Annotated in this window: 8 protein-coding genes; 2 read left to right on the top strand and 6 right to left on the bottom strand. The window is 50.1% G+C overall.

Annotation, left to right across the window (positions count from 1 at the left end; translation table 11 throughout):
* Positions 1–240: 240 nt before the first annotated feature.
* Positions 241–882, top strand: a complete 642-nt coding sequence (locus tag F0L74_RS07230) for a response regulator (protein WP_149837126.1) — start codon at positions 241–243, stop codon at positions 880–882.
* Here the strand turns inward: F0L74_RS07230 and F0L74_RS07225 are convergent.
* Positions 875–3,931 carry a sensor histidine kinase gene (locus F0L74_RS07225; protein WP_149837125.1) on the bottom strand — a complete coding sequence of 1,019 codons (3,057 nt, stop codon included), beginning with the start codon at positions 3,929–3,931 and terminating at the stop codon, positions 875–877. The genes F0L74_RS07230 and F0L74_RS07225 overlap by 8 nt on opposite strands.
* Before the next feature lie 93 nt (positions 3,932–4,024).
* Here F0L74_RS07225 and F0L74_RS07220 point away from each other — a divergent pair, with 93 nt between their 5' ends.
* Complete coding sequence (locus F0L74_RS07220) at positions 4,025–4,447, top strand: secondary thiamine-phosphate synthase enzyme YjbQ (protein ID WP_149837124.1); 423 nt, start codon at positions 4,025–4,027, stop codon at positions 4,445–4,447.
* A gap of 128 nt (positions 4,448–4,575) precedes the next feature.
* Here F0L74_RS07220 and F0L74_RS07215 read toward each other — a convergent pair whose 3' ends face one another.
* From F0L74_RS07215 to F0L74_RS07195, 5 genes are all read right to left on the bottom strand, one after another.
* Positions 4,576–5,940 (bottom strand): M28 family peptidase, encoded by a 1,365-nt coding sequence (locus tag F0L74_RS07215; protein ID WP_149837123.1) that lies wholly within the window; start codon positions 5,938–5,940, stop codon positions 4,576–4,578.
* Between the two features lie 50 nt (positions 5,941–5,990).
* Positions 5,991–7,436: a RagB/SusD family nutrient uptake outer membrane protein gene (locus F0L74_RS07210; protein ID WP_149837122.1), complete on the bottom strand. Its 1,446-nt coding sequence runs from the start codon at positions 7,434–7,436 to the stop codon at positions 5,991–5,993.
* Positions 7,437–7,448: 12 nt separating this feature from the next.
* Positions 7,449–10,964, bottom strand: a complete 3,516-nt coding sequence (locus F0L74_RS07205) for a TonB-dependent receptor (protein WP_188315888.1) — start codon at positions 10,962–10,964, stop codon at positions 7,449–7,451.
* Between the two features lie 210 nt (positions 10,965–11,174).
* On the bottom strand, positions 11,175–12,194 hold the full coding sequence (locus tag F0L74_RS07200) for a FecR family protein (protein WP_149837120.1): 1,020 nt from the start codon (positions 12,192–12,194) through the stop codon (positions 11,175–11,177).
* Positions 12,195–12,275: 81 nt separating this feature from the next.
* Positions 12,276–12,845, bottom strand: coding sequence for an RNA polymerase sigma factor (locus F0L74_RS07195; protein ID WP_188315887.1), 570 nt, complete (start codon positions 12,843–12,845; stop codon positions 12,276–12,278).
* Positions 12,846–12,921: the final 76 nt, after the last annotated feature.

Raw genomic sequence — 12,921 nt, 5'->3', positions numbered from 1 at the left:
TCCTATAAATGCCGCTATACGTTTTCCGTCCGTATAGGGACCGTCCTTGAGGGTAGTTTGAGGGATCGCAAACAAACCTATTTTCTTTTCCCGGTACAAAGGTAGACGCGGTTCACATTGTTACAAATAGTAATACATGACTATGACTGTAGTAATATTACTACAAATTAACCTATGACAATAAAAAAATATCCTATTTTTGCCTGGTATTGACGTGTTCACTCACTATATTAGCCTTTGATGACCAATATATTAGTTGCTGATGACCACTCGATTGTCCGATATGGTCTGGCGAAAATAATAGGCAGCCTGTCTGCTCCCTCAACAGTGACCACGGTTGAAATATTTGACGATGTTATTACCCAACTCGAACGGCAGGCCTATGACCTGCTGATACTGGATATTAATCTGCCCGGCGGGAACAGCATACAGATGCTGGATGCGGTAAGGCTGCAACGGCCTAATACTATGATACTTGTGTTCTCTGCCTATGATGAGAAGATGTATGCGGTGGATTATCTGACGGCCGGGGCTGACGGTTATCTCAGCAAGAACGCTACAGAAGAGGAGACCAAGCTGGCCATACAGACGCTGCTGAACAAGGAGAAGTACATGAGCGCGCCCACGCGTCAGCAGATACTCAATAAATTAAGCCTGAACAAGAACAACCCGCAGACCAATCCCTTTGCCACCTTGTCTACACGGGAAGTGGAGGTCATGAACCTGCTTACCAAGGGCATTCCGTTGTTAAAGATAGCGGAAATGCTGCACCTGCAGATATCTACGGTGAGCACTTATAAAACCCGCATTTTCAGCAAGCTGGAGATCAACAGTATTATTGAGCTGCTGGAAAAGATGCGGCTGCACAATATTGCTAATTGATCATGTTCAGGGTGATATGTACCGTGGCGCCTTCGTTACTGTTGGCATCCAGGGTGATGCTCCCGTTTATGAGCTGTAATAGCTCCATTACCATCAGCAGACCGATGCCGTTATAGGAAGCCGGTTTGCCATCCAGCACGGAAGCGCCCATTTCATATTGGTTAATCCAGCCGCTGATAGCGGGGGGCATGCCGATACCTGTATCCTTAAACCGGATATGGATCTTTTCCGCGGTGCACCAGGCGTTTAGCTGTATGCTTCCCCTACGGGTATATTTTACGGCGTTATCCAGCAGGTTATGGACCACGATGGCCAGCAGCTGCCTGTTTACCAGGGCCATGGCGCCGGGGGCTGTGAGGTTCTCAATAGTTACTTCTTTGGACTGAGAAACCGGCCGGAAAATATCTGCTTTTTCTTCCAGCAGGCCTTTCAGGTCTGTCATCTCCAGGAAGGAATCGTCTTCTATGAACTGGGATTTCATGTACTGTATGAGGTTCTCGACCAGGTGATACATGCCATAGAGGCTTTCGTAGATGATACTCCGTTCCTCCTTTTCTATATCGCCCTGCTGGCGGTAGCCCTTGCTTAATACATGCATGATATGTTTAAGCGGGGTGCGCAGGTCGTGGGAGATAGCAGTTATGAGCCGCTGTTGTATAAAGGCCTGGCGGCGGAGCTGTTGTTCAGAGCCCTGCAGTGTTTCCAGGGTTTCCTTAAGTTCGCTGGTACGCTCCTGCACCCGCAGCTCCAGCATCCTGTTCTTACGTTGTACCCGCATTACCCGCAACCAGGAGATGGCAAATGCAATCACAAAAAACAGCACCCCGGTGAGCACCCGGAACCAAAGTGTTTCGTGGAACGCTTTTGCTACATTGATCACAAAGATCATTTCGGACATATTGCCGGGCCCAAAGCCGTTGGGCTTACGGATACGGAGCGTGTACTGGCCCGATGGCATGGAGGAGAACTCGATCATCCTGTTATCCGTTACCTGTAGCCATAATGCGGGCTCCTCCTCTCCTTCCCGGGTCATGGAATAGTAGAGGTGCAGGTTATTGGGATCGCCGAAATAAGGGGTGCTGATAGAAAAGCGGAGATGGTGGAAGTTATGCGGCAAGGTGCGTGCGCTATCTATGCTCACCACCCTGGCATCCAGCTCTACCTGGTCTATAAAGATCTGTTTATCCGGCAGCTCCGTGCGTATTTTGGCGGGATCAAAATACACCAGGCCATCCAACGAGGGCAAAGAGATACTACCGTTCTGCAGTTTTAGCGCGCAGGGTTGACAACCGCCATTGAACTCATTGGTGTAAAAACCCTGTTCCTTTCCGTAGTACAGGTAATACAGGTTAGGATGCGTACCTGTGGCATAGGCTACGGCGTCCCGGTAACTGCATTGGAAAAGGCCTTTGTTGGTAGTGATCCACAAAAAGCCCAGTTCATCCTTTACCACACAATGCGCGGTGATTATATATTTTTTCTGATCCAGCGGCAGCTGTACGAGGTGATTATTTTTATAGAGGTATACACCGCTGCTGTAGGTAGTGACCCATACTTCGTCCGGGGCGGTGATCAACAGGCTCCTTACATACCGGTTATTGAAGTAGCGGATGGTATCGATCCTGCGGGAGGCCAGGTCCATCCGGAATAATCCATTGCCTGTGCCGGTCCATAACACCTGTTGCTGATTGTCCAGGGCCATGTAGGAGATATCCTTTATCCGGTTTGTATACAGCTGTAACTGTGGATGCGGGTCATTTGTCTGCAGGGTATACAGCCCGCCATTCCAGGTGCCCACCCATAAGCGGCCCTGGTTATCGATATAGAGCTGGTTGACAGCAGTTGTTAAAGTAAACTCGCAGCGTTTTACGGTCAAATCACTATTAAACCCATATACTTTTGTAAAGTGCTTATACCAGTAATTGCCGTTCTGATCGCGGGTCATGCTGTACTTATCCCCCTCTGACAGTTTACTTAAAAGGGGGAGCAGGCGGCTTTTGCCTGTTGTATCAAAGGCTATACCCTGCGGGGTGACTACGCCGTTCTTTCCAAAAGGGGCCTGTGCATAATATACTTCATCTTCATCACCACTGGCTTTAAAACTCATAAACTGCTTAGGGCTATAGACATACAAGCCTTTGGTAACGCTGCCCAGGAATACGCGCCGGTGCGCGCTATCATGATAGAGGGTATGGATGCCATTGCGGTGAAAGTCGAACTGCTGCAATACCAGGGAGGAATGCAGGGTATCCGTACCTGATAGCTGCAGGCGGTAGCAGGTATTGTGGATGACCACGAATACCTGGCCGGCAGCAAAGTTCCAGTACAGCACCCTCTCCTGCGCGGCGGTGGACCCGCGGGGCTGTTGCAATACATCTCCCGTAAGCCGCAGCGTATGTGCGCCCTCCTTATCCAGCAAAAAGAATTCTCCATTCTTTTCCATGTAACAGAGCCGGGCGCCCAGTGTGAATAAATGACCGGCATCGAGATGGGGATGGGTAATGCGGTAGCGTTCTTTATTATCTGCTATTAACCGGATGGTATCTGCTGTGATCTTAAAATAAACACGCGGCCCCACAGGTACCAGTAAATGCATTGATTTTGACTGGTAGATATAATAGTTAGGAAGACCGGTAATGGGATACTCATCCGAAACATCCTTAAAGCTCATGTAGTCAAAGTCATGATCTGGCCGCGGCTGCACTACTATGCCACCGTTACGCACCAGCAGCACTTCGTTCCTGATGGTCCTGGCCATAACGCTATTCCCGCCAGGGCTGGGGCACATATAGTATATGCGGCTATTCTGTATGGACAGGTTGCCACTGTTAAATGTAAGGAAGCGGCTGCCATCAAACCTGGCCAACCCGTTTTCCGTAGCCAGCCACAGGAAACCATTCTCATCCGGCGCAATGGCTTTTACACTGTTCTGCGGCAGCCCATCCTGATCTGTGAAGTGGTTGATAGTATAAGGATCTTGCGCATTTGCCTGTATGTTGAGCACCGTGAACGGCAGCAGGAGCAGGCAGTGCAATAAAATAGTTTTCATTCCAGGTATTGTGTCGGCATAAGGTTTTCAGGAAGGCGGTAAAAATAGATAATTTTGACGCATCTTCCATTATTCCACACTGAATGGTAAAATATGAAAATATATCAGCAATTGCTTGAGCTGCGGGAAAGAAGCCGGGGCTTTCACCTGATCACACCGGAAGTTGTACATGCACTGCCACAGCTGAGCGAGCTAAAGACGGGCATTTGCCAGGTGTTTATACAGCATACCTCCGCTTCGCTTACTATTAATGAAAATGCGGATCCTACGGTGCGTAAGGACTTTGAGACGTATTTTAACAAAGCGGTACCTGAAAATGATCCGGACTATGTGCATAATGATGAAGGGCCTGATGATATGCCGGCGCATTTAAAGGCGGCGCTGCTGGGCAGTTCTGTTATGATACCGGTCCGTAACGGGCGGCTGGCTTTGGGCACGTGGCAGGGGATCTATTTGTGCGAGCACCGTGATCATGGCGGGAAGCGGAGGCTGGTGATAACGGCATGGGGGGAGTAGTTAATGTGCGGATGTGCCAATATGCAAATGTGCTAATGGATTAGCGCGAGTATTAGATGAGTTAATTAGTTTAATTAAATCATTCGCTGCATTTCATTAGCACATTTGCATATTGGCACATTAGCACATTATTTTCTGCGCGGCGGCACTTTGGGTACCACGGGCAAGCTTTCATTGCCGGTTTCGCCTACGGATTGTACGGCAAAGAAGTAGTTATCCTTGGAGTAGGGGATGTTGATGGTGGTTGCTGTGGTGAAGAACTTCTTTTGCCACATAGCGTTGGAAGATTCGCGGAGCAGGACATAATAACCTTTTACCTTACCATGCAGGGGCGCTTTCCAGTTGAGGGTAGTGGAGTTACCCAGGCCGGCCACTTCAATGATCACCTGTTCCGGCATAGCGGGTGCTTTGGCCAGGTTAGAGAGGTTTACCATATTCATGGCGGTGTTCTTACGCAGGTATTCAAAGTCCATGAATTTGGGCAGATCGCCGTATTCGATGCCTTTTTCTGTACGCAGGTCCTGATGCTGGTGGTAGAAGTTCTCGTTCATTTCCGTAAAACGGACTGCCGCAAAACCACGTTCTACAAAAGGAGAATGATCGCCGCCACGGAGGAAGCGGTCGTTGCGGTAGATGAGCACTACCTGCAGGTTATCCACATAACGTTCCCCTGTTTCCTTTACATAACGGGCCAGCTGGCGGGCCTTGCCATCATTTTCCAGCCCCATTTGCCGGATCATGGCGGTAGTCGCAGAATCTGCCCCATAGGGCATGCCTTCGCTGAAAACCCTTATCTGGGTATTGTTGATGATATTGGTTTCGTTGCTGTTATTGCTGCCTACGATGTCATTATTTAACATGGCCTCTATCTGCCAACCTTCTTTTTTTGCTTTCTCTGCCAGGTAATGGGAACCCAGCAGGCCTTGTTCTTCGCCGCTTACAGTTACGAATATAACGGTAGCCGGGAAGGAATGACGGCTCATTACACGGGCGCATTCCACCACCAGCGCGCTGCCGCTGCCATCATCATTAGCGCCAGGCGCGGTGCTGGTGCGGTTCATTACGTCTGTTACCCGGCTATCCAGGTGGCCGCTTACCAGGAAGATGCGTTTATCATCAGGATCTGTGCCTTTTAGTATGGCCATGGCATTGCCCAGGCTAATGGGCGCATCCACCCTTTTGCCATCTGCGGCATAGGTGGTCGTATCTACAAAGGCCGTCATACGGCCACCGGACTGTTTAGCGAATTCTTTGAATTTAGCCACTACCCATTCCCTGGCCGCGCCTATTCCCTTTTTAGGGTCTTTGGTGGTGCTGAGGGTGCTACGGGTATCAAAAGACACCATAGCGTTAATATATGCTTTCAGCGAATCTGCAGATACTTCCTGCACCATCTGAGCAATTTCCGGGTCGCGTTGTACAATAGTGGGTGATTGGGCATGTGCCGCACTTACACCAGCCATGAGCAGCGCAATAACAAGGCGTTTCTTCATATTTGTTTATTTGAACATTGACAAAGCAAAATAGTGAATATATACGGCTATCAATAACCGGGATTCTGGATCAGATCCGGCATGATGTTCATATCGCGTTGCGGTATGGGCCATACGCGGTAGTTGCTGCCATAAGGCTGCTCATGCTGTATGCTGGCATGCGGCGGTACGGGTTGCCGGGTACGCTGCAGGTCGAAATAGGCCTGGCCTTCAAACGCCAGCTCAATACGGCGCTCTTTGAGAATTGCCTGTATCAGCTGCGCATTTGTAGCCGCCAGCATTGGCCCGCCGTTGGAGCGGGCGCGGACCCGCATGAGGCAACCTAATGCATCCGTATTAAGCGGGGCGGTGGGAATACCTTGCCTGGCAAGCGCTTCCGCCTTTACCAGCAACACCTCTGCAAAGCGTATTACGGGCACCCAATCGCCAAAGCTGGTGTACTTGGTGCTCCAGTAATAGGTGCTGGCAGATGGGCCTGTACCTCTTACGGTGGTAATGACCAGATCCTTATAGCGCAGGTCTATAGTGGTATCCATTAACTGCAGGAAGGCGTTGCTCAGTGAAATATCCCCCCTTACGGTAGGACTGTAGTGGGCAGAGAGCGCATTGTTCCTGTCTGGATTATTGGAACCAGAGAAAGCGATGGAGAAGATGGATTCCTTAGTAGTATAGTTCCTGTACAGGGTAGCCGGTGTTGGGTTGAGCTCATACAGCCCCGAATTGATCAGGGAGTCTGCATAAGTGACAGCATTAGCCCAATCTCCTTTGTACAGATACATACGCATGAGCAGCGCCCGGGCAGCGCCTTTGGTAGCGCGCGTTACACGGGAATTGGCATCGCCATAATCTTCCGGCAGACGGATGGCGGCGTCTTTCAGGTCTTTTTCTATCTGATCATACACCGCTTTAACAGAGGCACGTTGTACCAGGTTGCCGGCGCCAAAGGGATCATCTGCGGCTTCGAGGATCAGCGGTACGCCGGGGTTAGCATCTGGCCCCTTGATGGTATCCGTATAAGGCTGGGCCCAGAAGTTTACCAGGTAGAAATAGTTGTAGGCGCGTATAAACTCTGACTCGCCAATATACTGGTCTGCTTTGGCAGGCGTAACCAGGCTTTGTTTGGGCTGGAAGTTCTTTACAAACAGGTTGGCTGTGTAGATAGTATTATAAGCGGCGGACCAGGCGGCGGTAATGGTGACGTCATTGGGCCGCATAAGGTCGAAGAAGCCCACATTATTGAAGAAGTTATTGGGATTGGCGTCGAGGCCCTGCACATCCGCATAGATGAGGTTGCGGCCGCATCCCCAGTTGATGTTCTGCAAGGCGCTGTACATACCTACGGCGGATTTCTCTATTCTTTCCGGCGTGCTGAAAGCAATGTCTGTAGGCACGGCATCCAACGGATCGTCAAAAAAGTTTTCCCGGGTACAGGCCGTTAAAGCCACGCAGGCCATTAAACCTCCTGTGAGTATATTTTTAAGCTGTATTGTGCGCATGATCTTTAAATTTTAGAATGATACATTCAATCCAACGGTGAAAGTCCTGGGCTGAGGCGTGCTCAGCGCATCTATACCAATCTGTATGTTATTGGCCGTGCTGGTGTTGCTGGTATTGGCGCGCGTGGCGGTATTCACGTCCGGGTCAAGGCCGGTGTAACCCGTGAGCAGGAAGGCATTGAACACCTGGCCATAGATGCGTATACGATCAAAGCCGATGCGGCCCAACAGGCTTTTGTCGAAAGTATATCCCAGGGAGATGGTCCTTACCCGTAAGAAATCCGCTTTTTCCAGGAAGCGGTCAGAAGCGGTGTTGCCCTGGTTATCCTGCAGGTATACCTTGGGCACATCTGTTTGCTGACCGGGTGTGGTCCACCGTTTCAGGATCTCGTCAAAATTATTCTGCACATTATTACTGAGCATAGTGGCCTTGGTACCGTTGTATACATAGTTACCGCCGGAGAAGATGATATTGATGCCCAGGTCGAACTGCTTATAGGTAAAGGTATTATCCCATCCGCCAAACCAGGTAGGCAGCCCGCTTTTGTTGGAATATACAGCGTCTGTGGAAACAGACATAGGGGCAACGGGGTTGCCTTTATCATCCGTCCACAGGGCGCTACCCGTCTGGCCAAAATGGTATTCCTTAATGCTGCCGTCTTTGGCGAACCAGCGGGGATTACCGTTCTCCGGGTTTACGCCGGCCCAGCGTACCAGGTAAAAAGTGCCGAGCGGTTTGCCTACGCTGGCTACACTATTGCCCTGGATAATATCTGCGTTGTTATTACTGCTGACCAGGGATAATACTTTGTTCCAGATGCGGGATACGTTTAAGGCGGTGTTCCATGTAAAGTTCTTACGCGCTACGGGCGTGGTGCTGAGCGTTAACTCTATACCACGGTTACGCATGTTGCCGATGTTGGTGTATACGGAGTTATTGGGTACGCCTACGGTGGAGAGCACCGGCGCGCTCAGGATCATGTTATCTATGTTGTTATTGAAGTAGTCTGCTACGATATTGAATTTATGCAGCAGGGTAGCGTCAAAGCCAATGTCCAGCTTTTTGGAGCTTTCCCATTTGAGGCCGGCATTGCCCACCTGCAGGATGTTAAAGCCATTGAGCATACCATAGGCAGAGCCGGTGTAGAGGGTTTGCGATGCGTAGGGATTCCTGATACGGGAGTTGCCTACCTGGCCATAGCTGCCTCTTAGCTTTAGATAAGACAGCCATTTCACGGATTCCATGAATTTTTCCTGCGTTACCTCCCAGCCAGCGGATACGCTGGGGAAGTAGCCCCATTGGTTGTTTATACCGAAAGCAGAAAAGGCATCCGCACGGAAAGAGAGCTCCAGTAAATACTTGCTGCTGTAGGCATAACTGGCCCTGCCAAAATAGGACATCAGGGAAGAACTATTCAGGTCGCCATGGGTTTGGTCGTATATGCTGGTTTGACCGGGCTGTATATTAGTGAAGGCCCCGTTTACGATGGCATCATAGAAGGGATCTGCAAAGTTTACGGCCCCTGCCTGGTACCATTGCATTTTATTATACTGGTATTCTGCGCCGGCTACAACTGAGACCTTGTGCATGTTGGCAATGGTCTTATCGTAAGTAGCATAATTCTGCCATACCCACTGGTTCCAGTTGGAGTTGAGGTAAGTAACCAGGCCATTGTAAGGTACCCCCCAAAAGCCGATCACATTGGGCGTAAACTGGTCTTCGAGGTTGGCGAGATATTGGATACCCAGTTTGGAGGTGAATGACAGGTCTTTGATAGGCCTGATCTCACCATAGATATTGGCGCGGAGGTCCTGGGCGGTATTCAGGTTCCGGGTAAGGTCTGTCATGGCTATCATATTAAAGTAGCCACCGGATTGGGACATAATGCTGGCCCCATTAATAGCGGTAATATTATTGCCCAGGCCCAGGTAGCCGCCGCCGGTACCGGTTGTTAAATTGTACCCACGCGGACCGTTGGGATTATAGGGCGATACGTTAGCAGGCGCCTGCCAGCCGGAAATGTTTACGCCCTGTACATACCCATCTGTTAATACCCCCACGTTCTTTGTGCGGGTATACGCCAGGCTGATGCCGCTTTTAAACCAGGGTTTAGGTGTAAAATCCAGGTTAAGCCGGGCCTGGCCCATGGTGATCTTGTTAGGTTTTACGATACCTTCCTGGCTGAGGTACCGCGCAGAACCGTATACAGAGAGCTTATCCGCCCCGCCGGAAAAGGAGATGGAGTTATCATACATGATGCCTGTGCCGTATAAAAGCGAGATCCAGTCTGTATTATCCGGCTGGCCATCCCCATCCGTATCGCTTTCTTTGGCAATGACCGCGTTGGGAGAATTGAGGCCGTATTTATTGGAGGCTTTTTCATTCTGGATCATCATATAATTAATGGCATCCAGCTCCTTTGGTTTTTTAGCCGCCTGTGACCAGCCGGTTTTAGAGTCGATCATCACTTTTACGGAACCCCGCTTGCCTTTTTTGGTAGTGACAAGTATTACGCCGTTTGAGGCGCGGGAGCCATAGATCACGGCGGAGCCGGCGTCCTTTAAGATCTGGATGGATTCAATATCGTTAGGGTTAAGCATGGCCAGGGGATCGAAGCGGGTACCCGCACCCGTGCGGAGGCCGTTAAGGTTATCGTTGGCGATCTGCGCCACGCCATCGATCACGATCAATGGCTGGGCAGAGGAAGTGATAGAGTTGATACCGCGGATCTGTATAGCGGTAGGATCACCCAGGGTACCACCGTTCATATTAACCTGCACACCGGCAGTTTTACCGGCCATGGCCTGGGTAAAGGCAGACAGCGGCTCATTGCTCAACTTATCGCCTGATACTTTGCTGATAGCGCCGGTGGTTTCCCGCACGCTTTTGGTACCGTATCCTATCACCACTACTTCATCCAGCTTTTTGGACTCTGCGATGAGCATGATATTGCCGCCGTTGAATTGGCGGGCGGCCAGCTCTTTGGGTGCATAACCTATGAGGGAGCATACCAGCCTATCATCCGGCGAGCTTACGGAGAGGGTAAAACTGCCATCCTCACCGGAAGTGGCGCCTTTGGTGGTACCTTTTACGGCTACCGCCACGCCAGGCAAAGGCGTACCGGCATCGTCCGTTATCCTGCCTTTTACCAGGATGGCGGTATCCAGGGGCAGCGTGGTAACGAGGCTTTTGGCAGGCGGCGTTTTACGTTCCGGAAAGATGACGATGGCAGCATGTTGTTGCTTAAAGTGAAGCCCGGTGCCATTTAGCACTATTTCCAATGTTTTACTGACAGTACGGTTTCCTTTGTCGAGGCTGATGGTATTATATCTTTCTACCTGCTCCACGGGGTAGGTAATAGGATAGCCGCTTAATTTCTCGATCTTGCGCAGTACTGTTTTCAGGCTTTCACTGCGCAGCTCCAGCGTGATCCTATCCGTTTCTATGCCCTGCGCCTTGCCTGTATGTGCCAGCAGCAGCTGTGCATTGCTTAGTACGAAGATCAGGCAAACGGTACTTAATTTCATATAAAAACTATAGCTCCTTATATGCCGCCTCGCAGCAGCAGTCAATTTTTTCATAAATTGCATGAGTTTAAATAATGGTAAGAGATTGTTTAAGCCATAACCCCTGTTGGTTCCCAGGCCGTGGGGGTTATTTTTTACCGCGCGCTAAGGCGCGTTGGCAGATGTTGGTTGATGCATATTTTCTATAGTTGTTTACTCTAGAGTCAAGCGTTAGTTACACCCATCTCCGCTGATCATTACTCCTTCGCTATCGTTTATGGTATAAGATGCGTTCATGGCAGTACACAGGAGGTCCAGTACTTCCGGCAGGGACTCTGTTCCTTTAAAGGCCGTTCTTACATGGCATTCCTTTAATGCGTTATTCCTGAAGCGGATGGTAACGCCGTAGCGCCGGCTTAATATGTCTGCGATACTGCCAAAAGAGATCGCTTCAAACAGCACTTCTTTTTTTGTCCAGCTGGTAACGAGGCTATAGGCGTCTACAGGTTGTTGTGCGGCGGTGGAGTCGTTTAAGGTGTAGACCATTTCACAGTCTGGCATGAGCGTGGCTACGGTTTTCTGATGGTCTTCGATCTTCACTTTCCCTTTGGTAACGGCAACGGTTACCTGGCGGGCGCCGGCATAGGCTATGATGTTAAAGGCTGTTCCCAGCACCGTTGTTTTCAGCGCGCCTGTATGTACAATAAATGGCTTACCGGTACTGTGACGGATATCGAAATAGGCTTCGCCTATTAATACTACTTCCCTTGTTTTTGTATTAAAGTTACGCCCCAGCTGCAGGGTGCTGTTAGCCCGTAATATGATAGTGCTGCTATCTGGCAATATAATGTGCCGGGTATAGGGCACAGCCTGCGCATAACTGATTTCTGACGGTGCAGGCATTGACGTTACCCTGCGTGGGGCCAGCAGGTACAAACCGGCAGCGAGCACCAGTAATATGGAGGCGGCTACTGCGAATGGCCTTAACCGGCGCCAGCGGGAAACAGCGCGGGCGGGAGCAACCTCCTCCGACCGATCCATAGCGGCCTCCAGGCGCCGGAAGCTGGCGGCCTTCAAGGGCGCATACTCCGGCGGCTCATGGCCGGTAAGTTCCAGCTGCTGGTCTATGAGCGCTGCCAGGATACGTTGATTACCTTCCTCCTCCAGTAATGCGGCTAATAGCTGTTGTTCCGTTTCCGTGAGGGAGCCGGACAGGTATTTTTCGAGGAGGGCGATCAGATCTGGTTGCATATACAAAGGGTCTTCCGTTATTAAAGACGCATGCGCTTTTCCAAACACCCTATTGCCAGATCAATTTTTTCCAAGATTTTTTTAAAGGGATGCATCACCGTGCTCCTGCAGGTATTTACGCAGGTTCTGGAGTGCGAGCGTGGTGGTATTACTGACTGTTTTTTGGGTAATGCCCAGCTTACCGGCAATCTCATCGTGGCTTAAGCCCTGGTTGCGGGTAAGTACATACATCAATTTTTGCCGGGCGGGCAGTTGGGCAATTCCCTGGTTGAGCAGGAGCTCGAGTTGTTTCCCGATCAGATCATCATCTGGCAAAGGCGTTTGTACATCGTAACGGTCACTATAGTTCTGGTTGACTGCGTTCACCTGCAGCTTTTTGCGCAGGGCGGATATCAGCTCATTGCGGGCGGTAATAAAAAGCCATGCTTTAAAATTCTCTATGGCGGGAAGGCCGGCGCGTTTGATCCATAGTTTTACAAACACATCCTGTACTACATCCATTGCCCATTCACGTGACTTTAGAAAACTGATGGCCGTTTCATAGATAGCGGTCCAGTAATGGTCATGTATGATCTTAAATGCCTCTTTATCGCCCTGGGCAATTTTCTCCAGGAGTCCGCGCTCGTCGTGCGGGGGATACCCCTTTTCCATACATACTGATTTATACATTATTAATACCCGGCCATACACCAATAGTTTTTATAGGATCTCCGAAATTTAATAATAA

This window comes from Chitinophaga agrisoli, assembly GCF_008386695.1.
In the GTDB taxonomy this organism is placed as follows: Bacteria; Bacteroidota; Bacteroidia; order Chitinophagales; family Chitinophagaceae; genus Chitinophaga; species Chitinophaga agrisoli.
This window is presented reverse-complemented; position numbering and strand designations above follow the sequence as displayed.

What these genes read in the sequence shown, in the direction of transcription:
- F0L74_RS07205 (WP_188315888.1), bottom strand. Translation starts at nt 10,964, where the DNA reads ATGAAATTAAGTACCGTTTGCCTGATCTTCGTACTAAGCAATGCACAG.
- F0L74_RS07195 (WP_188315887.1), bottom strand. Translation starts at nt 12,845, where the DNA reads ATGGAAAAGGGGTATCCCCCGCACGACGAGCGCGGACTCCTGGAGAAA.
- F0L74_RS07200 (WP_149837120.1), bottom strand. Translation starts at nt 12,194, where the DNA reads ATGCAACCAGATCTGATCGCCCTCCTCGAAAAATACCTGTCCGGCTCC.
- F0L74_RS07215 (WP_149837123.1), bottom strand. Translation starts at nt 5,940, where the DNA reads ATGAAGAAACGCCTTGTTATTGCGCTGCTCATGGCTGGTGTAAGTGCG.
- F0L74_RS07210 (WP_149837122.1), bottom strand. Translation starts at nt 7,436, where the DNA reads ATGCGCACAATACAGCTTAAAAATATACTCACAGGAGGTTTAATGGCC.
- F0L74_RS07225 (WP_149837125.1), bottom strand. Translation starts at nt 3,931, where the DNA reads ATGAAAACTATTTTATTGCACTGCCTGCTCCTGCTGCCGTTCACGGTG.
- F0L74_RS07220 (WP_149837124.1), top strand. Translation starts at nt 4,025, where the DNA reads ATGAAAATATATCAGCAATTGCTTGAGCTGCGGGAAAGAAGCCGGGGC.
- F0L74_RS07230 (WP_149837126.1), top strand. Translation starts at nt 241, where the DNA reads ATGACCAATATATTAGTTGCTGATGACCACTCGATTGTCCGATATGGT.